19 protein-coding genes are annotated in these 24,216 nt (G+C 71.2%); 13 read left to right on the top strand and 6 right to left on the bottom strand.

The window, feature by feature from the left end:
* Window positions 1–136 precede the first annotated feature (136 nt).
* Window positions 137–376, top strand: a complete 240-nt coding sequence (locus OG736_RS16860) for a heavy-metal-associated domain-containing protein (RefSeq protein ID WP_327183183.1) — start codon at window positions 137–139, stop codon at window positions 374–376.
* Window positions 377–486: 110 nt separating this feature from the next.
* A complete protein-coding gene (locus OG736_RS16865; RefSeq protein WP_327183184.1) occupies window positions 487–2,730 on the top strand; it encodes a heavy metal translocating P-type ATPase in 2,244 nt (747 codons plus the stop codon).
* Window positions 2,731–3,614: 884 nt separating this feature from the next.
* On the opposite strand, the gene OG736_RS16870 is transcribed toward OG736_RS16865, so the two are convergent.
* Window positions 3,615–4,913, bottom strand: a complete 1,299-nt coding sequence (locus OG736_RS16870) for a citrate synthase (RefSeq protein WP_020131734.1) — start codon at window positions 4,911–4,913, stop codon at window positions 3,615–3,617.
* A gap of 241 nt (window positions 4,914–5,154) precedes the next feature.
* The gene (recD2, locus tag OG736_RS16875) at window positions 5,155–7,410 is read right to left on the bottom strand and encodes an SF1B family DNA helicase RecD2 (RefSeq protein ID WP_327183185.1); all 2,256 of its coding nucleotides are present in this window, start codon (window positions 7,408–7,410) and stop codon (window positions 5,155–5,157) included.
* Window positions 7,411–7,619: 209 nt separating this feature from the next.
* Here recD2 and OG736_RS16880 point away from each other — a divergent pair, with 209 nt between their 5' ends.
* The 6 genes from OG736_RS16880 to OG736_RS16905 all read left to right on the top strand — a co-directional run bounded on the left by OG736_RS16880 (window position 7,620) and on the right by OG736_RS16905 (window position 15,257).
* Window positions 7,620–8,690 carry a LacI family DNA-binding transcriptional regulator gene (locus OG736_RS16880; protein WP_327183186.1) on the top strand — a complete coding sequence of 357 codons (1,071 nt, stop codon included), beginning with the start codon at window positions 7,620–7,622 and terminating at the stop codon, window positions 8,688–8,690.
* The gene (locus OG736_RS16885; RefSeq protein WP_327183187.1) at window positions 8,687–10,246 is read left to right on the top strand and encodes a sugar ABC transporter ATP-binding protein; all 1,560 of its coding nucleotides are present in this window, start codon (window positions 8,687–8,689) and stop codon (window positions 10,244–10,246) included. The genes OG736_RS16880 and OG736_RS16885 overlap by 4 nt, the downstream gene beginning before the upstream one ends.
* Window positions 10,236–12,188 (top strand): ABC transporter permease/substrate-binding protein, encoded by a 1,953-nt coding sequence (locus OG736_RS16890; protein ID WP_327183188.1) that lies wholly within the window; start codon window positions 10,236–10,238, stop codon window positions 12,186–12,188. The genes OG736_RS16885 and OG736_RS16890 overlap by 11 nt, the downstream gene beginning before the upstream one ends.
* Window positions 12,189–12,272: 84 nt before the next feature.
* Complete coding sequence (locus tag OG736_RS16895) at window positions 12,273–13,262, top strand: ribokinase (RefSeq protein WP_327183189.1); 990 nt, start codon at window positions 12,273–12,275, stop codon at window positions 13,260–13,262.
* On the top strand, window positions 13,259–13,648 hold the full coding sequence (gene rbsD / locus OG736_RS16900; protein ID WP_327183190.1) for a D-ribose pyranase: 390 nt from the start codon (window positions 13,259–13,261) through the stop codon (window positions 13,646–13,648). Before OG736_RS16895 ends, rbsD begins: the two co-directional genes overlap by 4 nt.
* A 382-nt stretch (window positions 13,649–14,030) precedes the next feature.
* Entirely contained in the window at window positions 14,031–15,257 is a 1,227-nt protein-coding gene (locus OG736_RS16905; protein ID WP_327183191.1) for an esterase/lipase family protein, read from the top strand.
* Between the two features lie 56 nt (window positions 15,258–15,313).
* Here OG736_RS16905 and OG736_RS16910 read toward each other — a convergent pair whose 3' ends face one another.
* The 3 genes from OG736_RS16910 to OG736_RS16920 are packed head-to-tail and all read right to left on the bottom strand — an operon-like array spanning window position 15,314 to window position 18,452.
* Window positions 15,314–16,114 (bottom strand): sugar phosphate isomerase/epimerase family protein, encoded by an 801-nt coding sequence (locus tag OG736_RS16910; RefSeq protein WP_442817174.1) that lies wholly within the window; start codon window positions 16,112–16,114, stop codon window positions 15,314–15,316.
* Window positions 16,115–16,149: 35 nt separating this feature from the next.
* Window positions 16,150–17,304, bottom strand: coding sequence for a dihydrodipicolinate synthase family protein (locus OG736_RS16915; protein ID WP_327183193.1), 1,155 nt, complete (start codon window positions 17,302–17,304; stop codon window positions 16,150–16,152).
* Complete coding sequence (locus OG736_RS16920; protein ID WP_327183194.1) at window positions 17,301–18,452, bottom strand: Gfo/Idh/MocA family protein; 1,152 nt, start codon at window positions 18,450–18,452, stop codon at window positions 17,301–17,303. Before OG736_RS16920 ends, OG736_RS16915 begins: the two co-directional genes overlap by 4 nt.
* Before the next feature lie 276 nt (window positions 18,453–18,728).
* Between OG736_RS16920 and OG736_RS16925 the strand changes: the two genes are divergently transcribed.
* From OG736_RS16925 to OG736_RS16940, 4 genes are all read left to right on the top strand, one after another.
* Window positions 18,729–19,775 carry a LacI family DNA-binding transcriptional regulator gene (locus OG736_RS16925; RefSeq protein ID WP_054240106.1) on the top strand — a complete coding sequence of 349 codons (1,047 nt, stop codon included), beginning with the start codon at window positions 18,729–18,731 and terminating at the stop codon, window positions 19,773–19,775.
* Window positions 19,772–20,155 (top strand): hypothetical protein, encoded by a 384-nt coding sequence (locus OG736_RS16930; protein WP_327183195.1) that lies wholly within the window; start codon window positions 19,772–19,774, stop codon window positions 20,153–20,155. Before OG736_RS16925 ends, OG736_RS16930 begins: the two co-directional genes overlap by 4 nt.
* A gap of 55 nt (window positions 20,156–20,210) precedes the next feature.
* Window positions 20,211–20,999, top strand: coding sequence for a sugar phosphate isomerase/epimerase family protein (locus tag OG736_RS16935; protein ID WP_327183196.1), 789 nt, complete (start codon window positions 20,211–20,213; stop codon window positions 20,997–20,999).
* Between the two features lie 192 nt (window positions 21,000–21,191).
* The gene (locus OG736_RS16940; RefSeq protein WP_327183197.1) at window positions 21,192–22,535 is read left to right on the top strand and encodes an MFS transporter; all 1,344 of its coding nucleotides are present in this window, start codon (window positions 21,192–21,194) and stop codon (window positions 22,533–22,535) included.
* Here the strand turns inward: OG736_RS16940 and OG736_RS16945 are convergent.
* Window positions 22,522–23,121: an RBBP9/YdeN family alpha/beta hydrolase gene (locus tag OG736_RS16945; RefSeq protein WP_327183198.1), complete on the bottom strand. Its 600-nt coding sequence runs from the start codon at window positions 23,119–23,121 to the stop codon at window positions 22,522–22,524. The genes OG736_RS16940 and OG736_RS16945 overlap by 14 nt on opposite strands.
* A 51-nt stretch (window positions 23,122–23,172) precedes the next feature.
* Between OG736_RS16945 and OG736_RS16950 the strand changes: the two genes are divergently transcribed.
* On the top strand, window positions 23,173–24,216 hold the full coding sequence (locus OG736_RS16950; RefSeq protein ID WP_327183199.1) for a LysR family transcriptional regulator: 1,044 nt from the start codon (window positions 23,173–23,175) through the stop codon (window positions 24,214–24,216).

Genomic DNA, 24,216 nt, shown 5'->3' on the forward strand with positions numbered 1-24,216 from the left:
TCTGCCGGAAGCATCCGCACCCCCTCCGCGCGGCGGGTCCTGTTCTTTGATTCATACCCCCTAGGGGTATAGTCTCAGTTGACGGGAGACCTCTCGCGGCCCCGCCCGCCCCACCTGCCTCCATGAGGAGAACGACATGACCGCTCAAACCGACACCCCGGGCTCCGTCACCACCGTCTACAAGGTGAGCGGCATGAGCTGCGGCCACTGCGAGGGCGCCGTCTCCGGCGAGCTCTCCGAGCTCGCCGGTGTCACCTCGGTGAAGGCCGTCGCCTCGACCGGTGAGGTCACGGTCGTCTCCGCCGCCGCGCTCGACGAGGAGGCCGTACGCGCCGCCGTCGACGAGGCGGGCTTCGAGCTGGTCCGCCAGGCCTGAGGCACCCGCACCTGCGCACCTCCCCTCGACACCCCTCCTCCACCCACCGGGCCGTGCCGACCAGCTGATACTGGTTCCGTACGGCCCGGTCCGCTTCCTGGAGCACGGACATGACCAGCACCACCACGGAAACGCCGATAGCCGAACCGCCCGCGCCGACCGCCGAGGTCGAACTGCTCATCGGCGGAATGACCTGCGCCTCCTGCGCGGCCCGCGTCGAGAAGAAACTCAACCGCATGGACGGCGTCGTCGCGACGGTCAACTACGCGACGGAGAAGGCCAAGGTCAGCTATCCGGCCGGGACCGAGGTCGCCGACCTGATCGCGACCGTGGTGAAGACCGGGTACACGGCCGAGGAACCCGTGCCCGTCCCGGAGCCGGCCCAGGAGGACGCCCCCCAGGACCCCGAGCTTGCGGACCTGCGGCACCGGCTCCTCGTCTCCGTGCTGCTCGCCGCGCCCGTCGTCCTGCTCGCGATGGTCCCGTCGCTCCAGTTCGACAACTGGCAGTGGCTCTCGCTGACGCTCGCCGCGCCCGTGGTCGTCTGGGGCGGCGGCCCGCTGCACAAGGCCGCCTGGACGAACCTGCGGCACGGCGCGGCCACCATGGACACGCTGGTCTCGGTCGGCACGCTGGCCGCGCTCGGCTGGTCACTGTGGGCGCTGTTCTTCGGCGACGCGGGCATGCCCGGCATGCGGCACCCCTTCGAACTCACCGTCTCCCGTACGGACGGCGCCTCCACGATCTATCTGGAGGTCGCCGCCGGCGTCACCGCCTTCATCCTGCTCGGCCGCTACCTGGAGGCCCGCTCCAAGCGGCGCGCGGGGGCGGCGCTGCGGGCGCTCATGGAGCTCGGCGCGAAGGACGTGGCCGTGCTGCGGGGCGGCAGGGAAGTGCGGATCCCGGTGGACCTGCTGGCCGTCGGGGACCGGTTCGTCGTACGGCCCGGGGAGAAGGTCGCCACCGACGGGACGGTCGTGGAGGGCACGTCCGCCGTGGACGCCTCGATGCTGACCGGCGAGTCGGTCCCCGTGGACGTCGGGCCCGGCGACGCCGTCACCGGCGCGACCGTGAACGCCGGCGGTCGGCTGGTCGTCGAGGCCACCCGGATCGGCGCGGACACCCGGCTCGCGCGCATGGCGCAGCTGGTCGAGGCCGCGCAGACCGGCAAGGCCGAGGTGCAGCGGCTGGCCGACCGGATCTCCGGCGTCTTCGTACCGGTGGTGCTGCTGATCGCGGTCGCCACCTTCGGCGGCTGGCTCGGCGCGACGGGTGACACGGTCGCCGCGTTCACGGCGGCCGTCGCGGTCCTGATCATCGCCTGCCCGTGCGCGCTCGGGCTCGCCACGCCGACCGCGCTCATGGTCGGCACCGGGCGCGGCGCCCAGCTCGGCATCCTCATCAAGGGCCCGGAGGTCCTGGAGTCCACGCGCCGTGTCGACACCGTCGTACTCGACAAGACCGGGACCGTCACCACCGGCCGGATGACCCTTCAGGACGTGTACGTCGTCGACGGCACCGACGAGCGGCAGCTGCTGCGGCTCGCGGGCGCCCTGGAGCACGCCTCCGAGCACCCGGTCGCCCGGGCGGTGGCCGCGGGCGCCGAGGAAAGGGCCGGGGAGCTGCCCGCGACCGAGCGGTTCGAGAACGTGCCCGGGCGTGGCGTGCGCGGGCGGGTGGAGGGCCACGAGGTGGCCGTGGGGCGCCTCTTCGAGACCGTCCCGGACGAGGTGGCCCGGGCGAAGGAGGAGGCCGAGCGGGGCGGCCGCACGGCCGTCGTCGTGGGGTGGGACGGCGCGGCACGCGGGGTGCTCGCGGTCGCGGACGCGGTCAAGGAGACCAGCGCCGAGGCGGTGCGGCAGCTGCGGGCGCTGGGGCTCGCCCCGGTGCTGCTGACCGGGGACAACCAGGCGGTCGCGGAGTCGGTCGCGGAAGCCGTCGGGATCGACCGGGTGATCGCCGAGGTGCTGCCCGAGGACAAGGTCGACGTCGTACGGCGGCTGCAGGACGAGGGGCGGGTCGTCGCCATGGTCGGGGACGGTGTCAACGACGCGGCCGCGCTCGCCACCGCCGATCTGGGGCTGGCCATGGGGACGGGCACGGACGCCGCGATCGAGGCGAGCGACCTGACGCTGGTACGCGGGGATCTGCGGGTGGCCGCGGACGCCATCCGGCTGTCCCGGCGGACCCTGGCGACGATCAAGGGCAACCTGGTGTGGGCCTTCGGCTACAACGTGGCCGCGCTGCCGCTGGCCGCCGCCGGGCTGCTGAACCCGATGATCGCGGGGGCGGCGATGGCGTTCTCGTCGGTGTTCGTCGTGACGAACAGCCTGCGGCTGCGCGCCTTCAAGTAATACCGCCGAGTAGGTCGTTGCCGATCAGGGAGACCCCTGGAGTCCTGCGCGAGCCTCACATAAGCTCTTCACAAGGCTCGCGCATCATCCTTACGCTTGGGCCTCGATCGCCGTATCCGGTCTCTTGCGCATCTAACGGACATATGCAAGAGACACAGATCACAGTGATGTGAACGTAACCATCGAAGGGGTTCGAAGGTCTAAGTTGACGATGTCAGGAAGCGTCTTGGGGGGCGTGACCTGACATCTGAGGATGTCTTGGGGGACTTCCTCAGAGATGCGTTGCCGGGGCACGTACACCGGGAAGCTTTGAGCGGCCCTCCCAGCGTGCGCTGTCCCGGCAGATCGCACACGGTGGTGGTGGGGCGAGTTCTGCTCGTTCTGCTCAACCGCAGGCACGACAACCGAAGATGGTTACAAACAGCGAATTCAGGCGCTGTTCTCACAACGCCCGGCCGGATCCCGTGGGGGGAATCCGCACCGGGACATGGGAAGGCGCCCTGGTCGTCGGCCCGTGGGGGGACTGGCGCCGGGGCGCCTTCCGTATGCCCTGCGCACAGGACCGTCAGGCCCGGGACCGCCGGGGGCGCACACACCACTGCCCGGGACATCGGGCCCGGGCAGTCAGGAAATTCACCGGTGGCGGGGCACCCGATCAGGCGGCGCCCCCACCGGCAGGGTCAGCGCTCCTCGACAGGGACGAAGTCGCGCTCGACGACACCCGTGGCCGTGCCACCCGGGGGCAACCCCCGGACCCCCGGCCGCAACTCCGAGGCCACCCGCGATCCCCTGCTCAGCGGACCCGGACCACGCCCCGGGCAAGCCAGGAAAACACGACCCAGTGACGGGGCGCCCCCAAGCAGCGGCGCCCCCACCGGCAGGTGTCAGCGCTCCTCGACAGGGACGAAGTCGCGCTCGACGACACCCGTGTAGATCTGGCGCGGGCGGCCGATGCGGGAGCCGGGCTCCTTGATCATCTCGTGCCACTGGGCGATCCAGCCCGGGAGGCGGCCCAGGGCGAACAGGACCGTGAACATCTCGGTCGGGAAGCCCATGGCCCGGTAGATCAGGCCGGTGTAGAAGTCGACGTTCGGGTAGAGGTTGCGCGAGACGAAGTAGTCGTCGGAGAGCGCGTGCTCCTCCAGCTTCAGCGCGATGTCCAGCAGCTCGTCGGACTTGCCGAGGGCCGAGAGGACGTCGTGCGCCGCCGCCTTGATGATCTTCGCGCGCGGGTCGAAGGACTTGTACACCCGGTGGCCGAAGCCCATCAGGCGGACGCCGTCCTCCTTGTTCTTCACCTTGCGGATGAAGGAGTCGACGTCGCCGCCGTTGGCCTGGATACCCTCGAGCATCTCCAGCACGGACTGGTTGGCGCCGCCGTGCAACGGGCCCCACAGCGCGGAGATGCCGGCCGAGATCGAGGCGAACATGTTCGCCTGCGAGGAGCCGACCAGGCGGACCGTGGACGTCGAACAGTTCTGCTCGTGGTCCGCGTGCAGGATCAGCAGCTTGTCGAGCGCGGAGACGACGACCGGGTCGAGCTCGTACTCCTGAGCCGGCACCGAGAACGTCATGCGCAGGAAGTTCTCGACGTAGCCGAGGTCGTTGCGCGGGTAGACGAACGGGTGACCGATCGACTTCTTGTAGGCGTACGCCGCGATCGTCGGAAGCTTGGCGAGCAGCCGGATCGTGGAGAGGTTGCGCTGCTTCTCGTCGAACGGGTTGTGGCTGTCCTGGTAGAACGTGGACAGCGCCGAGACCACCGACGACAGCATGGCCATCGGGTGGGCGTCGCGCGGGAAGCCGCGGTAGAAGTTCTTGACGTCCTCGTGCAGCAGCGTGTGCTGGGTGATGTCGCTCTTGAAGACGGACAGCTCGTCGACGGTCGGCAGTTCGCCATTGATCAACAGGTACGCGACCTCGAGGAAGGTCGACCGCTCGGCCAGCTGCTCGATCGGGTAGCCCCGGTACCGGAGGATGCCCTGCTCGCCGTCAAGGTAGGTGATGGCGGATTTATAGGCGGCGGTGTTGCCGTAGCCGCTGTCCAGGGTCACCAGACCGGTCTGGGCGCGAAGCTTCCCGATGTCGAAGCCCTTGTCGCCGACGGTGCTGTCGATCACCGGGTAGGTGTACTCGCCATCGCCGAACCGCAGTACTACAGCGTTGTTGGTGTGCTCGCTCACGTCATCCCTCACCGACGTTGTGCCTCTTCTTCGAGGTTGCCCTGACTGTCTCTAACCATCCCCCATTTGGCGCACGAGAGTGCACTCGGGGTCGACCATTGGGCTTATCGGCGGCACTCAGTGCCGCCAACCAGCTCATCCTGCCGCCTTCGTCACGCTTGGGGAAGTGCTCTGTGACCTTCACGACTCATTTGATCGATCATTTTTTGTGATGTCCCGACGATCCCGCACGAACCGCCCGTCAGCGGCCCGCCAGCCGGTGGTCCAGGGCCGTGCAGCGACGGCCCGCCGACACCGTGCGCACCGCCTGACCGATCGCCTTGCGGGAGCCGACGAGGACGACCAGCCTCTTGGCGCGCGTCACGGCCGTATACAAGAGGTTCCGTTGAAGCATCATCCATGCTCCCGTGGTGACGGGGATCACCACGGCGGGATATTCACTTCCCTGTGAACGGTGAATGGTGACCGCGTACGCGTGGGCCAGTTCGTCCAGTTCGTCGAACTCGTAGGGAACCTCCTCGTCCTCGTCGGTCAGCACCGTGAGGCGCTGGTCGACCGGATCGAGCGAGGTCACCACGCCCACGGTGCCGTTGAAGACACCGTTCTTCCCCTTGTCGTAATTGTTGCGGATCTGGGTGACCTTGTCGCCGACGCGGAAGACCCGGCCGCCGAACCGCTTCTCGGGCACGTCGGGGCGACCGGGGGTGACGGCCTGCTGGAGCAGGCCGTTGAGGGTGCCCGCGCCGGCCGGGCCACGGTGCATGGGCGCGAGCACCTGCACGTCCCGGCGCGGATCCAGGCCGAACTTCGCCGGAATGCGCCGGGCGGCCACGTCCACCGTGAGGCGGCCTGCCTCCTCCGTGTCGTCCTCGACGAAGAGGAAGAAGTCCTTCATGCCGTCGGTGACCGGGTGCTGTCCGGCGTTGATCCGGTGCGCGTTGGTCACCACGCCGGACTGCTGGGCCTGGCGGAACACGCGCGTGAGGCGCACGGCGGGCACCGGGCTGTCGTCGGCCAGCAGATCGCGCAGCACCTCGCCCGCGCCGACGCTGGGCAACTGGTCGACGTCCCCCACGAAGAGCAGGTGCGCACCCGGGGGCACGGCCTTGACCAGCTTGTTGGCGAGGAGCAGATCCAGCATCGACGCCTCGTCGACCACCACCAGGTCCGCGTCCAGCGGGCGGTCCCGGTCGTAGGCCGCGTCACCGCCGGGCTTGAGCTCCAGCAGACGGTGGACGGTGGAGGCCTCGGCGCCGGTCAGCTCGGCCAGGCGCTTGGCGGCGCGGCCGGTGGGGGCGGCCAGCACGACCTTGGCCTTCCTGGCGCGGGCCAGCTCCACGATCGAGCGGACGGTGAAGGACTTGCCGCAGCCGGGGCCGCCGGTGAGCACGGCGACCTTCTCGGTCAGCGCGAGCCTGACGGCCGCCTCCTGCTCGGGCGCGAGTGCGGCCTCGGTACGGGACTTCAGCCAGGCCAACGCCTTGTCCCAGGCCACGTCACGGAAGGCCGGCATCCGGTCCTCGTCGGTGCGCAGCAGGCGCAACAGCTGGGCGGAGAGGGAGAGTTCGGCGCGGTGGAAGGGAACCAGATAGACGGCGGTGACCGGCTCCCCTCCGTCGGGCGCCGGGACCTTCTCGCGTACGACTCCGGGGTCCTCACCCTCCTCCGGCGGCGCCGCGAGTTCGGCGAGGCACTCGATGACCAGGCCGGTGTCGACCTGGAGCAGCTTCACCGCGTCGGCGATCAGCCGCTCCTCGGGGAGGTAGCAGTGGCCCTGGTCGGTGGCCTGGGACAGCGCGTACTGGAGGCCCGCCTTGACGCGCTCCGGACTGTCGTGCGGGATGCCGACGGACTGGGCGATCTTGTCGGCGGTGAGGAAGCCGATGCCCCAGACGTCCGCGGCGAGCCGGTAGGGCCGGTTCTTCACGACCGAGATGGAGGCGTCGCCGTACTTCTTGTAGATGCGGACCGCGATGGAGGTGGAGACCTCGACGGTCTGGAGGAAGAGCATGACCTCCTTGATCGCCTTCTGCTCCTCCCAGGCGTCGGCGATCTTCTTCGTGCGTTTCGGGCCGAGGCCGGGGACCTCGATGAGCCGCTTCGGCTCCTCCTCGATGATCTGCAGGGTGTCCATGCCGAAGTGCTGGGTGATGCGGTCGGCGAACACCGGGCCGATGCCCTTGACCAGTCCTGAGCCGAGGTAGCGGCGGATGCCCTGGACCGTGGCGGGCAGGACGGTCGTGTAGTTCTCGACGGTGAACTGCTTGCCGTACTGCGGGTGGGAGCCCCAGCGGCCCTCCATGCGCAGGGACTCGCCGACCTGGGCGCCGAGCAGCGCGCCGACGACCGTGAGGAGGTCGCCGCCGCCTCTGCCGGTGTCGACACGGGCGACCGTGTAGCCGTTCTCCTCGTTCGCGTACGTGATGCGCTCGAGCACGCCTTCCAGCGTGGCCGTACGCCGCTCACCCGCTTGGGCGGCCCCCGCCTGATCGGTCATGATCCGACGTTACCGCCCGCCACCGACAGGCCCCGGTGGGCGACCGTCGGCCGCCCGCCGGGCGCCGTTCATCACGATCCGGTTTCGGGATGTGGTCGAGGGCTTGATTAACCCCCGTGTAATCGATTCCAATCCTTCGTACACGTCGATGTAATCGATTCCACGACCTCGACGTCCATGAACCGAGTCCACAAGGAGGTGGGGCGGCGATGGCGAGCATCAAGGACGTCGCGGCCGAGGCGGGGGTCTCCGTCGCCACGGTGTCGCGCGTCCTGAACGACCATCCGTCGGTCAGCGAGGACGCACGCACGCGTGTGCTGGCCGCCGTCGAGGCGCTGGGCTACCGCCCGAACGCCGTCGCCCGGTCGCTGCGCACCGATCAGACCCGCACCCTGGGTCTGGTCATCAGCGACGTGCTCAACCCGTACTTCACCGAGCTGGCCCGCTCCGTCGAGGAGGAGGCCCGCGCGCTCGGCTACAGCGTCATCATCGGCAACGCCGACGAGCGGCCCGACCTCCAGGACCACCACGTGCGGACCCTGCTGGACCGCCGGATCGACGGCCTCCTCGTCTCCCCGACCGACGGCGGCTCGCCGCTGATCCTCGACGCCGCGCGCGCGGGGACGCCGATGGTGTTCGTCGACCGGTGGATCCCGGGCGTCGACGTGCCGGTGGTGCGGTCGGACGGCCGCGCGGCCGTGCGGGACCTCGTCGCGCATCTGCACGGGCTGGGGCACCGCAGGCTCGCCATCATCGCGGGCCCCGCCGCCACCACCACCGGCAGCGAGCGCGTCGAGGCCTTCCGGGCCGCCATGGCCGAGTACGGGCTCCCCCTCCCGGACGCCTACATCGGCCAGGGCGACTTCCAGGCCGAGAGCGGCCGGCGGGTCACCGAGGGCTTCCTCGACCTGCCCGAACCGCCCGAGGTCGTGTTCGCCGCCGACAACCTCATGGCACTGGGCGCCCTGGACGCCGTACGCGCGCGTGGGCTGCGGGTGCCGCAGGACATCGCGCTGGCCGCGTTCGACGACATCCGCTGGTTCGTGCACACCGACCCGCCGATCACCGCGATCGCCCAGCCGACGGGTGAGCTGGGACGGGCCGCCGTGCGCGCGCTCGTCGACCGCATCGAGGGACGGCCCCCGCAGTCCGTCACCCTCCCGGCCCGGCTCGTCGTCCGCCGTTCGTGCGGCGAGCCGGCCCACCGAGAGCCACCCGCTCCCGAGGAGTTCCCCACCTCTGTGGAGCCGTCCCCCGCAATGAACAGGAGCCAGACGTGAGCAACGCGGACGAGTTGCTGCGCATCGAAGGCATACGCAAGACCTTCCCCGGTGTGGTCGCGCTGGACAGCGTCGACTTCGACCTGCGCCGGGGCGAGGTGCATGTGCTGCTCGGTGAGAACGGCGCGGGCAAGAGCACCCTCATCAAGATGCTCTCCGGTGCCTACCGGCCCGACGCCGGGCGGATCCTGGCCGGCGGCGAGGAGGTGCGCATCCATGGTGCGCAGGACTCCGAGCGCCTCGGGATCGCCACCATCTACCAGGAGTTCAACCTCGTTCCCGATCTCACCGTCGCCGAGAACATCTTCCTGGGACGGCAGCCGCGCCGCTTCGGGATGATCGACCGGAAGCGGATGGAGACCGAGGCGGCCGCCCTGCTGGAGCGGGTGGGAGTGAACGTCTCGCCCCGCACGCGCGTGCGTGAACTCGGCATCGCCCGCCTTCAGATGGTCGAGATCGCCAAGGCGCTCAGCCTGAACGCGCGCGTGCTGATCATGGACGAGCCGACCGCCGTGCTGACCTCCGAGGAGGTCGAGAAGCTCTTCGCCATCGTGCGCAGGCTGCGCGAGGACGGCGTCGGCATCGTGTTCATCACGCACCACCTCGAGGAGATCGCCGCCCTCGGCGACCGGGTCACGGTCATCCGGGACGGCAGGAGCGTCGGGCAGGTCCCGGCCACCACGCCCGAGGACGAGCTGGTGCGGCTCATGGTGGGCCGCTCCATCGAGCAGCAGTACCCCAGGGAGCGCGCCGAGACGGGCGCCGCGCTGCTGTCCGTCGAGGGACTCACGCGGGACGGCGTCTTCCACGACGTCAGCTTCGAGGTGCACGCCGGTGAGGTCGTCGGTGTCGCCGGGCTCGTCGGCGCCGGTCGTACCGAGGTCGTACGGGCCGTCTTCGGGGCGGACCCGTACGACCGCGGAGCCGTCCGGGGCGGCGGCGCGCACCTCCCCCGGTACGACGTGAACGCCGCGATGGCGGCCGGGATCGGGCTCGTGCCCGAGGACCGCAAGGGCCAGGGGCTGGTGCTCGACCAGTCGGTCGAGGAGAACCTCGGGCTCGTCACCATGCGGGCCGCGACCCGTGGTGGGCTGGTGGACCTGAAGAGCCAGCACGAGGCGGCGGCGCGGATCGCAGGGCAGCTGGGCGTGCGGATGGCGGGCCTCGGCCAGCAGGTGCGCACGCTCTCCGGCGGCAACCAGCAGAAGGTCGTCATCGGCAAATGGCTGCTGGCCGACACCAAGGTGCTGATCCTCGACGAGCCGACACGCGGGATCGACGTCGGCGCCAAGGTCGAGATCTACCAGCTCATCAACGAGCTGACGGCCGCCGGTGCCGCCGTCCTGATGATCTCCAGCGATCTGCCCGAGGTGCTCGGCATGAGCGACCGGGTGCTGGTGATGGCCCAGGGCCGGATCGCCGGTGAGCTGTCGGCGGACGAGGCGACCCAGGACTCCGTCATGGCGCTCGCCGTCGGCACCACCCTTCACGACGAAGACCACGAAGACCACGAAAACGAAGAAAACGAAGAACTGGAGGCCGGCCGTGGCCGCTGAGACGCTCAAGAGCGGGGCGGGCGCCGGGGGCGCCGCGGCGGTCCGCCGTCTGCTCCTCGACAACGGCGCGCTGACCGCGCTGATCGTCCTCGTCATCGCCATGTCGGCGCTGTCGGGTGACTTCCTGACCACGGACAACCTGCTCAACGTGGGTGTCCAGGCGGCCGTGACCGCCATTCTCGCCTTCGGCGTGACCTTCGTGATCGTCTCGGCGGGCATCGACCTGTCGGTCGGCTCGGTGGCGGCCCTGTCGGCCACCGTGCTGGCCTGGAGCGCCACGCAACACGGTGTGCCGGTGGTGCTCGCGGTGGTCCTGGCCGTCGCGACCGGTATCGCGGCCGGCCTGGTGAACGGTTTCCTCATCGCCTACGGCAAGCTGCCGCCGTTCATCGCGACGCTCGCGATGCTGTCGGTCGCACGCGGTCTGTCGCTGGTGATCTCCGAGGGCTCACCGATCGCCTTCCCCGACTCGGTCTCGCACCTCGGTGACACGCTCGGCGGCTGGCTGCCGGTGCCGGTGCTCGTGATGGTCGTGATGGGGCTGATCGCCGCGTTCGTGCTCGGCCGGACGTACATCGGCCGTTCGATGTACGCCATCGGCGGCAACGAGGAGGCGGCGCGCCTCTCCGGTCTGCGGGTGAAGAAGCAGAAGCTCGCGATCTACGCGCTGTCCGGCGTGTTCGCGGCCGCGGCGGGTGTCGTGCTCGCCTCCCGGCTGTCCTCCGCGCAGCCGCAGGCCGCCGACGGCTACGAGCTGGACGCGATCGCCGCGGTCGTCATCGGCGGCGCCTCCCTCGCCGGTGGTACGGGCAAGGCCTCGGGCACCCTGATCGGCGCGCTGATCCTGGCGGTGCTGAGGAACGGTCTGAACCTGCTGTCCGTCTCCGCCTTCTGGCAGCAGGTCGTCATCGGTGTCGTCATCGCGCTGGCGGTGCTCCTCGACACGGTGCGCCGCAAGGCGGGGGCGACCCCGATGACGGCCGGGACGGGCAGCGGCGGCGGCAAGGGCCGGCAGGCGGCGACGTACGGTCTCGCGGCCGTGGTCACCGTGGCGATCGTCGGCGCGACCTCCTTCCTGCACGGCGGCAACTCGTCGAGCGCGAACCCGAAGGTCGGTCTGGCGCTGTCCACGCTCAACAACCCGTTCTTCGTGCAGATCCAGTCGGGCGCGAAGGCCGAGGCGAAGAAGCTGGGCGTGGACCTGACGGTCACCGACGCGCAGAACGACGCCTCGCAGCAGGCCAACCAGCTCCAGAACTTCACCAGTTCCGGCCTCGACTCGATCATCGTCAACCCGGTGGACTCGGACGCGGCGAGCAACTCGGTGAAGGCCGCCGACAAGGCGAAGATCCCGGTGATCGCGGTCGACCGGGGCGTCAACAAGGCCACGGTGGACGCGCTGGTCGCCTCCGACAACGTGGCCGGCGGCGAGCTGGCGGCCAGGACGGTCGCCGAGAAGCTGGGCGGCACCGGCAAGATCGTGATCCTCCAGGGCCAGGCGGGCACCTCCGCGGCACGGGAGCGGGCGGAAGGTTTCGCCAAGGGTCTGAAGGCCTACCCCGGCATCAAGGTGCTGGCCCAGCAGCCGGCCGACTTCGACCGCACCAAGGGCCTCGACGTGATGTCGAACCTGCTCCAGGCGCACCCGGACGTCCAGGGCGTCATCGCCGCCAACGACGAGATGGCGCTCGGCGCGATCAAGGCACTGGGTTCCAAGGCCGGCAAGTCGGTCCAGGTCGTCGGCTTCGACGGCACCCCGGACGGGCTGACCGCGGTCAAGAACGGCACGCTGTACGCGTCCGTGGCGCAGCAGCCGTCCCAGCTGGGCAAAATCGCGGTGGACAACGCGCTGAAGGCGCTCCAGGGCAAGAAGGTCGAGAAGACGGTGAAGGTGCCGGTGAAGGTGGTCACGAAGGAGAACGTGGCCGGCTTCAGCGGCTGACATTCGGCGAGCGGGCGGACGGTCACCCGGGGGAACACCTCCGGGGGCCGTCCGCCCCGAGTCACGTATCAGGGGAGTCACTTCATGTACGACTACGACCTTCTGGTCGTAGGGTCGGCCAACGCCGACCTGGTGATCGACGTCGAGCGCAGGCCCGCCGCCGGTGAGACGGTGCTCGGTTCGGACCTGGCGGTCCACCCCGGCGGCAAGGGCGCGAACCAGGCCGTGGCGGCCGCCCGGCTCGGGGCCCGTACGGCCCTGCTGGCCCGGGTCGGCGACGACGCGTACGGGCGGCTGCTGCTCGACTCGCAGCGGGCGGCCGGGGTCGACACGACCGGTGTCCTGGTGGGCGGGGCGCCCACGGGCGTCGCGCTGATCACCGTGGACCCGTCGGGCGACAACAGCATCGTGGTGTCACCGGGGGCGAACGGGCGGCTGACCCCGGCGGACGTCCGCGCGGCCGTCGGCCTCTTCCGCACCTCCCGGGTGGTGTCGGCCCAGCTGGAGATCCCGCTGGAGACGGTCGTGGAGGTCGTGCGGAACCTGGCGCCGGGCAGCCGCTTCGTGCTGAACCCGTCACCGCCGCGCCCGTTGCCCGCCGAGGTGCTGGCGGCCTGCGACCCGCTGATCGTCAACGAGCACGAGGCGAAGGTGATCCTCGGCGAGGACTGTGGCGGCGAGGAGCCCGAGGACTGGGCACGGACCCTGCTCGCGAAGGGGCCGAAGTCGGTGGTCGTGACACTGGGTTCGGCAGGCGCGCTGGTGGCGTCCTCGGAGGGCGTCGCCCGGATCGCCTCCGTGCGGGTGGACGCCGTGGACACGACGGGCGCGGGCGACTCCTTCACGGCGGCGCTGGCCTGGCGGCTGGGCACGGGTTCCATCCTGGCCGAGGCTGCTGCTCACGCGGCGCGGGTCGGGGCGGTGGCGGTGACCCGGCGGGGGGCGCAGGAGTCGTTCCCGACGGCTCAGGAGGTCGAGGCCCTGTGCCGCGCCGACCCGGGGGACGACCCCCGGACCCCCTGCCGAGGGTCGGACAGCGTGCCCGAGGACGCTCGGCGAGGTGACTCCCTGTGAGGAAGGCCGGGATCCTCAACCGTCATCTCTGCGGGGCGCTGGCCGAGTTGGGGCACGGGGACGGGGTGCTGGTGTGCGACGCCGGTATGCCGATACCGGACGGGCCCCGGGTGGTCGACCTCGCGTTCCTGGCGGGGGTGCCGTCGTTCGCGGAGGTGGTCGACGGGCTGCTCGCCGAGCTGGTCGTCGAGGGCGCCACGGCGGCGACGGAGGTCCGGGAGGCGAATCCCGCGGCGGCCGGGCTGCTCGACGGGCACTTTCCCGGGCTGGCCCTGGTCCCGCACGAGGAGCTGAAGAGGCTGTCGGCCGGGGCCCGGCTGGTGGTCCGCACGGGCGAGGCACGGCCGTACGCGAACGTCCTGCTCCGGTGCGGGGTGTTCTTCTGAGGTCCGCCGATGTTCTTCCGAGGTCCACCGACCGCGGCGGAAAAGCTTCGAGGGGGTCCGGTCCGTCGACCGGGCCCCCTCGGCTTTTCCCCTCCGTATCAGAACCCCCGCGATCCCCCCGGATCCCCCTCCAGAAGCCCTGATGCCACGTACGACCCGCGAAGGTGCGGAAGGGTTGCATGGCTTCGGAAAATTTCTGACAGCCCGTTCGATGCGAACGGCGGAGCGAACGAAACAGGCCATTGGCACATGCCAGGCGCATCAAACACCTCGCGCGCGCATTGCATCACTTGTAATGAACCGCGCAGGTCAAACGGGTGATGCGGGCAAATCGCCCCCCATGATGTGGTCGTTCCCCACCCCTCCCACAAGGAGCACGACCATGCCCGAGAACACCGAGCCCGAGGTCGGTCCGTTCACGATCGGCGATCCGCTCGCCTCGCCGAGCAACTCTGTCGAGGTACCGGACCGCGACGAGGAGTGGACCGTCACCAAGGGCTTCACCTGGGTCTTCCGTGGTGAAGGCAACAGTCACCTCACCCGTCCGGTGATCATCGCCGACGGTTTCAACCACGGCAAGAGCGACCTCAAGAAGCTCTACGAGTTCCTCGAGGGCGAGGAGTACGGCTTCCTCAGCGCACTCCGTGAGCGCGGCATGGACGTGATCCTGCTGGGCTTCGACAACCGCACGGCGTCCATCCTGGAGAACGCGAAGGCCGCCGAGGCGACCGTCCGGGAGGCCATCGCGCGCCGCGTCGGCGACCATCGGCTGGTCGTGGGCGGCTTCAGCATGGGCGGCCTGATCACCCGCTACGCCCTCGCCAAAATGGAGACGGAGAGCGAACCCGTCGACCACCAGACCGGGGTGTATTTCTCCTACGACACCCCGCACCGCGGCGCCTCGATCCCCATCGGCGTCCAGGCGTTCTCCTACCTGCTCCCCCGGGGCCTGGACCTCAAGCCCCACCCCTTCACCCAGCAGATGAACAGCGCGGCCGCGCGGCAGATGCTGTGGCAGCACTACGACAACAAGACCGGCAAGACCGGCGTCGCCCCCGAGCGCGAGGCACTGCTGACCGCACTCGACGAGGTCGGCCAGTGGCCGCAGATCCCGCTCAAGGTGGCCGTCGCCAACGGCCGCGGCGACGGCGTGGGACTCCCCGAGGTGAAGGCCGGCGAGGTCGCGCTGCGGCTGGACGTCCGCTATCCCGGCACCACCTTCTACACCCAGGCCCAGGGTGACGACGTGACGGTCGCCTACCTGAAGCGGGCCTTCCCGGCGACCGAGAAGACCATCACGACCAGCGGCTTCCCCGAGCTGGACGGTGCGCCGGGCGGCACGCTCCCGACGTACGGGATCCTCGCCGCGTCGATGGAGGAGGCCGGCGGGGACGCGGATCTGCGGCACGCCGAGGTGTGCTTCGTCCCCTCGGTCAGCGCGGTCGACATCCTGGACTTCGAGAAGCAGGAAGACCTGTACGCCAAGGTCGACGACCTGGACCCCGACAAGAGCAGCCTGGACGCGTTCCTCTGCTCGCCCACGACGACGGCGCACACCCTCCCGACCGAGGAGCTGTGCACCTGGCTGATGGACCACTTCGAGCGGTGACCGGCATGCTCCGTCGCCCGCCTCGCACCGGGCGGGCGACGGACACCGTCATTGCGTCACCGCACCACGTGCTCCACGAACCGTGCCGCCGTCTCCGCCAGGACCTCGCGGCCGTCGCGGGCCCACAGGGCGTCGTTGAACAGTTCGACCTCGATCGCGCCGGCGTATCCGGCCGCCGTCACGTGTCCCAGCCACTCGCGCATGTCGATCGCGCCGTCGCCGATCTGGCCGCGGCCGTTGAGGACGCCCTCCGGGAGGGGGGTCGTCCAGTCGGCGAGCTGGAAGGTGTGGATACGGCCGCCCGCGCCCGCCCGGGCGATCTGGGCGGGAGCCTGGTCGTCCCACCAGATGTGGTACGTGTCGACGGTGACGCCGACCTGGTGGGCGGGGAAGCGTTCCGCGAGGTCCAGGGCCTGGGTGAGGGTGGAGACCACGCAGCGGTCGGAGGCGTACATGGGGTGCAGGGGCTCGATGGCCAGCTTCACCCCGTGGTCCTCGGCGTAGGGGCCCAGCACCGTCAGCGCGTCCGCGATGCGCTCCCGCGCGCCGTGCAGGTCCTTCGAGCCGGCCGGGAGACCGCCGGAGACCAGGACCAGGGTGTCCGTGCCGAGGGTGGCCGCCTCGTCGACGGCCCGGCGGTTGTCGGCCAGGGCGGCGGCCCGTTCGTCCGGGTCGAGCGCCGTGAAGAAGCCGCCGCGGCACAGCGTCGTCACCGTCAGGCCCGCGTCGCGGACCAGCTCGGCGGTCCGCTCCACGCCGTACGTCTGCACCGGTTCGCGCCACAGGCCGACGTTGGTCACGCCCGACTCCCGGCAGGCGTCCACCAGTTCGGGCAGCGACAGGTGCTTCACCGTCATCTGGTTGATGGAGAAGCGGGTCAGGTCCGGGTTGCTCACTGGGTCACTCCGTACAGGGCGAGCAGGCTCTTCATCCGTTCCTCGGCCAGCTTGGGGTCGGGGAACAGGCCGAGGCCGTCGGCGAGTTCGTAGGCGCGGGCGAAGTGCGGGAGGGAACGGGCCGACTGCAGGCCGCCGACCATCGTGAAGTGCGACTGGTGGCCGGCCAGCCAGGCCAGGAACACCACGCCCGTCTTGTAGAAGCGGGTGGGGGTCTGGAACAGGTGGCGCGAGAGGTCGACCGTCGGGTCGAGCAGCGCCCGGAAGCCGGCCGTGTTCCCCGTGTCGAGGACCCGGACCGCCTCCGCCGCCAGCGGGCCCAGCGGGTCGAAGATGCCGAGGAGGGCGTGGCTGAAGCCCTTCTCGTCGCCCGCGATCAGCTCGGGGTAGTTGAAGTCGTCGCCCGTGTAACAGCGCACACCCTGCGGCAGCCTGCGGCGGATGTCGATCTCCCGCCCGGCGTCCAGCAGCGAGACCTTGATGCCCTCGACCTTGTCGGGGTGGGCGGCGATGACCTCCAGGAAGGTGTCCGTCGCCGTGTCCAGGTCCGACGAGCCCCAGTAGCCCTCCAGCGCCGGGTCGAACATCGGGCCCAGCCAGTGCAGGACCACCGGTTCCGAGGACTGGCGCAGGAGGTGACCGTAGACGTCGAGGTAGTCCTCGGGGCCCGACGCGGCCGCCGCCAGGGCACGGGACGCCATCAGGATGGCCCGGGCGCCGGAGGCCTCGACGAGGGCGAGCTGCTCCTCGTAGGCCGCGCGGACCTCGGCGAGGGCCGCCGGGCCGGTGAGCTGGTCGGTGCCGACGCCGCAGGCGATGAGGCCGCCCACCGACTTCGCCTCGGCGGCGGACCGGCGGATCAGCTCGGCCGCGCCCGCCCAGTCCAGGCCCATGCCGCGCTGGGCGGTGTCCATCGCCTCGGCGACGCCGAGCCCGTGGGACCACAGATGACGGCGGAAGGCGAGGGTGGCGTCCCAGTCGATCGCGGCGGGCGAGTCGGGCGTGGTGTCCGCGAACGGGTCCGCGACGACGTGCGCCGCCGAGAAGACCGTACGGGAGGTGAAGGGCGCGCCGGTGGTGAGCGCGAGGGGCTCGGTGCGGGGCTCGTAGGTCCGCAGGGTCCCGTCGGCGCCGGGGAGCTGGATCGTCACAGCGTGACCTCCGGGACGTCCAGACGCAGGCCCTCCGAGGAGGACTTCAGGCCCAGTTCGGCGAGCTGGACGCCACGGGCGCCGGCCAGCAGGTCCCAGTGGTAGGGGGCGTCGGCGTAGACGTGCTTGAGGAACAGCTCCCACTGGGCCTTGAAGCCGTTGTCGAACTCGCCGTTGTCGGGCACCTCCTGCCACTGGTCGCGGAAGACCTCGGTGGCGGGGATGTCCGGGTTCCAGACCGGCTTGGGGGTCGCGCTGCGGTGCTGGACACGGCAGTTGCGCAGGCCGGCGACCGCCGAGCCCTCCGTGCCGTCGACCTGGAACTCCACGAGCTCGTCCCGGTTGACCCGGACGGCCCAGGAGGAGTTGATCTGGGCGATGGCGCCGCCGTCGAGTTCGAAGATGCCGTAGGCGGCGTCGTCGGCCGTGGCGTCGTAGGGCTTGCCGTTCTCGTCCCAGCGCTGCGGGATGTGGGTGGTGGCGATGGCCTGGACGGACTTCACCCGGCCGAACAGCTCGTGCAGGACGTACTCCCAGTGCGGGAACATGTCGACGACGATGCCGCCGCCGTCCTCGGCGCGGTAGTTCCAGGACGGGCGCTGGGCGGCCTGCCAGTCGCCCTCGAAGACCCAGTAGCCGAACTCGCCGCGGACGGAGAGGATCCGGCCGAAGAAGCCGCCGTCGATGAGGCGCTTGAGCTTGAGCAGGCCCGGCAGGAACAGCTTGTCCTGGACGACGCCGTGCTTGATGCCCGCGGCGCTGGCGAGGCGGGCGAGTTCGAGGGCTCCGTCGAGGCCCGTGGCCGTCGGCTTCTCGGTGTAGATGTGCTTGCCGGCGGCGATCGCCTTCTTGATGGCCTCCTCGCGCGCGGAGGTGACCTGGGCGTCGAAGTAGATGTCGACGGTGGGGTCGGCGAGGACCTCGTCGACGTCCGTCGAGACGTGCTCCAGGCCGTGCCGCTCGGCGAGCGCCCGCAGGGCGTGCTCGCGGCGGCCGACGAGGATCGGTTCCGGCCACAGCACGGTGCCGTCGCCGAGGTCGAGCCCGCCCTGCTCGCGCAGGGCCAGGATGGAGCGGACGAGGTGCTGGCGGTAGCCCATGCGCCCCGTCACGCCGTTCATGGCGATACGCACCGTCTTGCGTGTCACGTCGGTCCCTTCGTAGGCGTAGTACGCGGTTGTGCGCGCCGCGTACGCCTCTTCCTGATCAGCGTGACAGCAAGCGCTTTCTATACAAGGAGAAGCTAGCCTCTGACCAGCGGTCCGGACAAGACCGTGTCCATCTCGAGTTGTTCGAGGGGGCGAACAGCGGGGGTCCTGGGCCGTAAGGTCTGCTCGACACGCCCGGAACCAAGCCCTCGAGGCAGCTGTCTACCAGGGCGTACGACGACGTACGACGAGATGCGTGACCGGAGGACAGACGAGATGACGGTGACCCTGGCGGACGTGGCGGCCCGCGCGCAGGTCTCGCCCGCGACGGTGTCGCGCGTGCTGAACGGGAACTACCCCGTCGCCGCTACCACCAGGGAGCGGGTGCTGCGGGCGGTCGACGAGCTGGACTACGTACTGAACGGGCCGGCGAGCGCACTCGCCGCGGCCACGTCCGACCTGGTCGGCATTCTGGTGAACGACATCGCGGACCCCTTCTTCGGGATCATGGCGAGTGCGATCCAGTCGGAGATCGGGGGGCCCGGCGGGCGGGCCGGCGGCGAACGGCTGGCGGTGGTCTGCAACACCGGGGGCTCGCCGGAGCGGGAGCTGACCTACCTGACCCTCCTTCAGCGGCAGCGGGCCGCGGCCGTGGTGCTGACCGGCGGAGCCATGGAGAACGAGCCGCACGCGGCGGCGGTGGCGGCGAAGCTGCGCCGACTCGGCGAGGCCGGGACGCGGATCGTGCTGTGCGGTCGGCCGCCGGCCCCGGAGACCGCGGCGATCGCGCTGACCTTCGACAACCGCGGGGGCGGGCGGGAACTGACCGAGCATCTGATCGGGCTCGGGCACCGGCGGCTCGGCTACATCGCGGGCCCGGAGGAGCGGACGACCACCCGGCACCGGCTGGAGGGCCACCGGGCGGCGCTGGCCGCGGCCGGCATCGAGGAGGACCCCCGCTGGACCGTGCACGGACGGTACGACCGCCGGGCCGGCTACGAGGCGACGCTGGAACTGCTGCGCCGGGATCCCTCCCTGACGGCGGTCGTCGCCGCCAACGACTCCGTCGCCCTGGGCGCCTGCGCGGCGCTGCGCGACTCCGGCCTGCGGATCCCGGACGACGTCTCGGTCGCCGGCTTCGACGACCTCCCCTTCAGCATCGACGTGGTGCCCTCCCTCACGACGGTGCGGCTGCCGCTGGCCGAGGCGGGAGCCCGGGCGGGGCGCATCGCCATGGGCCGCGAGGAACCGCCGCCCGGCGGGATCGCCACGGTACGGGGCGAGTTGATGGTGCGGGGGTCCTCCGGAGCTCCGCGGGAGTGAGGCTGCCCCTCGCCCACGACCGGGCCGAGCTGATCGAGGTCGTCCGGATCGGCGATCCCGCCAGGCACCTCACCTCGCGGGATCTGGCCGGTGACGTGGTCGAGGTCTGGGCAGGGGAGGAGGTGCGGCAGCTCCTGCGCCTGGTCGGCGAACTCCCGGACAGCCAGAAGTACCGCTGCTTCCTCCCCGGCTGGGGCATCCGCGCCTACGACGACACCGATCCCGAGCCGCTCTTCGAGATCGCGTTCTGCTTCCGGTGCAACGGAGCCCGCGTCTGGGGGCGTGACGTCACGGAGGAGCAGCGGCACCAGGACTTCGAAGCGGAGAGCCCGGCCGGACGGGAGCTGCTGCGCCGGTTCCGCGCCTGTGCCCCCGGGTGAGGCGTCGGCGGCCCCCACTGGACCCGAACCCCGTACCGGGGTGACAGTGGTGACCATGAAGCTCGCCTTCTCCACCCTCGGTGTTCCCGGTCTTCCCCTGCCCGAGGTGCTGCGGCTCGCGGTCGCGCACGGGTATCACGGCGTGGAGCTGCGCGCCCATCCGGAGGAACCGGTTCATCCGGGGCTGAGTCCGGACGAACGGTCCGACGCCGCCGCCGCGTTCAAGGCGGCGGGCGTCGAGATCCTGGGGCTCGCGGGCTACCCCCGGGTCGCCGCGCCGGGCGACGACGAGCCCGTGATCCAGGAGATCCGAGGGCTCGTCGATCTCGCCCGCGACCTCGGGGCGCCCTTCGTCCGGGTCTTTCCCGGCGGCGAGGACGAGCACGCCGACGCCATCGCCGCCCGGCGGCTCGGCACCGCCGCCGAGCACGCCGCCGACCTCGGCGTACGCATCCTGCTGGAGACCCACGACTCGCACCGCACCGGCGCGGACGCCATCCGTGTGCTGGGCCTGGTCGGGCATCGGCAGGTCGGTGCGCTGTGGGACGTCATGCACACCTGGCTGGGCGGCGAGCAGCCGCAGGAGACCTACGCGGCGCTCTCGCCCTACCTCGGATACGTGCAGGTCAAGGACATCGCCTCGGCCGAGGACAGCACCCCGCTGGCGCTCGGCGCCGGGGTGCTGCCGCTCGCCGACTGCGTCGAGGTCCTGACCCGGCACGGCTGGGACGGATGGCTGTGCTGGGAGTACGAGCGGCGCTGGTACGAGAACGCCGAGCCCCTGCCCGGACTGCTGAACGCCGGGCGCGAACATCTCGCACGCCTGCTGAACGACTCCGCGTGAGAGCGTGGCGTTCGGCCTGAGGCCCGGCAGGGCATGCGGCAGGGCGTACGGGCCGACGTCGAGTTCAGCCGCCGGCCCGGCACGCCGCAGGGTATGCGGGGCCGGGTAATCGAGTGGCACCTCGGGTGGTGTGCGGGTTAGCCTCCGCGCCGTGTATCAGCAGCCAGCGGCGTGTGGCGCCGTCGTTCCGTCATGAATCTTCTGTCCAGGGCCCTGGTAGACGTTCGTCCTCTGCGTTCCTCCCCCGTCTTCCGGCGGCTGCTGATCGGGCGCACGGTGTCCACGCTCGGTGGCTTCATGACCATGGTCACCGTCATGTACCAGGTCTGGGACACGACCCACAGCTCGGTCTGGAGCGGCGCGGTCGGGCTGGCGCAGGCGCTGCCGCTGATCGGCGTCGGACTGTTCGCGGGGGCCTGGGTGGACCGGGCCGACCGGCGCCGCGCGTATCTCCTGAGCACCGTCGGTTCGGCGGTCTGCTCCGTCCTGCTGGCCGTACAGGGCTTCACCGGGCAGGTACCGGTGGCCGTCGTACTGGCCCTGGTGGCGGTGCAGTCGTCGTTCGGGGCGATCGGCGCGCCCGCGGCGGGCGTGTTCCTGCCCCGGCTGCTGCCCAAGGACCAGGTCGCCGCCGGTCTCGCCCTGAACCAGGTCACCGGCCAGGCGATGATGCTGCTCGGCCCTGCCGTCGCGGGTGTCGTGCTCGGCTGGTGGGGCGTCGGCGTCTGCTACCTGGTGGACGCCCTCACCTTCGGCATGGCCTTCTACGGCGCCTACGGACTGCCCGCGCTGCCGCCCGAGGGCGAGAAGTCCCGCCCCGGTGTCCAGGGCGTCCTGGACGGCCTGCGCTTCCTGACCGGGCACCGGGCGGTGCGCGGCGCGCTGCTGGTCGACCTGGCCGCCACCGTGCTGGCCATGCCGGCCAGCCTGTTCCCGCTCGTCAACGAGGAGCGTTTCGGCGGCGACCCGCGCACGCTCGGTCTGTTCCTGTCCGCGCTCGCCGTGGGAGGGGTGGCGGCGACCGCCCTCTCCGGACCGGTCACCCGGCTCGCCCGCCCCGGCCCGGTGATGCTCTGCTCCGCGGGCGTCTGGGGCGCGGCCCTCGCCCTCTTCGGCCTGACGACCAGTGCCTGGGCGGGCCTGGGGATGCTGGCGGTGGCCGGTGCCGCGGACTCGGTGGCCGTGCTGTCCCGGGCCACGATCGTGCAGACCCGCACCCCGGACGCCCTGCTGGGCCGCGTGACGGCGGCCGAGGCGATCGTCGGCCAGGCGGGGCCCAACCTCGGCAACCTGCGCGGCGGTGTGGTGGCCGGCTGGAGCTCGGGCACGACCGCGCTGATCACCGGCGGCCTGATGTGCCTGGCGGCGGTCACCGCGGTGGGGACGACGACTCCGGAGCTGCGGGGCGGCCGCGCGGGCGGCACCGGTCCACAGCCCCCTGGCCCGCGGGCCGCCGCCGATCCCGCCGCGCCACCGGTCACCGCAGCGCCTCCCACCTCGCCACCTGCCACCGCGCCGCCTGCTACCGCACCGTGAGCTTTGCCTCCCCGTCCAGGCACCACTCCAGCACCGACGGCCAGGAGCCGTAGCCGGCGTCCAGGTCGAGGTGGGCGGCGCCCGGGAGGAGTTCGGCGGTGAGGCCCAGCAAGTCGCCGTAGGCCGCCTGCACGCCTTCCGGGAGGTAGGGGTCGTCGTCCCCGGCGACGAGCCGGGTGGGGTGCGGGAGCGTGCGGCCGTCGAGCCGTCCGAGGAGGTCCCCGGCGAACCCGAAGCCCTCGACCTCCGGATGACGCGCGAGGACAGAGCCGGACGGCGGAGCCACCAGCAGCACCCGGTCGACGCCCGCGAGTCCCGGCAGGTCGCGGGCGACGGCGTGCAGCCAGAGCAGGACCGAGAGGCTGTGGGCGACGACCACACGCTCGGAGCCGGCGGCGAGCCCGTCGAGGTGGCGGGCCAGCTCGGTCAGCCACACCTCGAGGTCGGGGTCGTCCGGGTCGGGCAGCTGCGGGTAGACGACCTCGTGGCCGAGCTCGGTGAGGCGGTCCGCGAGCCAGTGCTGCCAGTGGCCCTCGGGACGGTGGTTCTGCCAGCCGTGGAGGATGAGACAGGAGCGCGTGGTCATGGGTCCGATGATTTCCGATCCCGTCACGCAAGGTCCAGTTAATCTTTTCCGGTGGAACCCGTAAGCCAGCCCTTAATCCAGCCTTCGCGTCCGCCGTCGAGCCCGCCGTCGAGCCAGCCGTCGAGCCAGCCCTCGGGCCCGCCCGCGAGTCAGCCGCTGGGCCGGCCCCTGGACGCGGCCTTCTCCATCGACCTGCGCCGTCTGACCGTCCTGCGCGAGCTGGAGCGCCGGGGCAGCCTCGCGCGGACGGCCGAGGCCCTGCACCTCACACCCTCGGCGGTCTCCCAGCAGCTCGCCGCCCTCGCCCGCGAGCTGGGCGTACCGCTCACGGAACGGGACGGCAGGGGCGTACGCCTCACCGGCCAGGCCCGGGTCCTGCTCGCGCATGCCGAGGTCATCGCCGCTCAACTGGAGCGGGCCCGCGCCGACCTGGCGGTGTACGGGGAGGGCGGGCGGGGATCGGTCACCGTCGGCTGTTTCTCCAGCGGCATCCTGGGGCTGCTGCCGACCGCGCTGCGGGCGTTGCGGACCCGGCTTCCGCACCTGCGCGTGGACGTCGTGGAGGCAGAGCCGCCGGATCTGTTCACCGCGCTCGACGGCGGGCAGGTCGATGTGGCCGTCGCCGTCGACTTCGCCGCCGCTCCCCCGCACACCGACCGCCGTTACACCCGCGAGGACCTGCTGACGGACGTCCTGGACATCGCCCTCCCGCCCGACCACCCCCTCGCGGAGCGCGCCGAGGTGCCGTTGCGGGAGCTGGCCACGGACGTCTGGATCGTCGGTGACGCCCTCAGCTGCTGCGGGGCGGTGACCCGTTCGGTGTGTGCGGCGGCCGGGTTCACGCCCGACATCCGGCACGACGTGAACGACTGGGCCGCGCTGGCGGGTCTGGTGGAGGCGGGGCAGGGGGTGGCGCTGGTGCCCCGGCTGGTGCGGTCGCTGTACGCCCACCGGGAACTGATGCTGCGCCCGGCCGGGGGCGAGCCGCCGTCCCGGAACGTCTTCGTCGCCGTACGGGCCGGGGCGGAGCGGGATCCGGTCGTCGCGGCGGTGCGGGAGGAACTGCGTACGGCTGCCGCCCGCCCAGCGGCATGA

The sequence above is a fragment of the Streptomyces sp. NBC_01334 genome (assembly GCF_035983595.1).
GTDB lineage: Bacteria > Actinomycetota > Actinomycetes > Streptomycetales > Streptomycetaceae > Streptomyces > Streptomyces coriariae.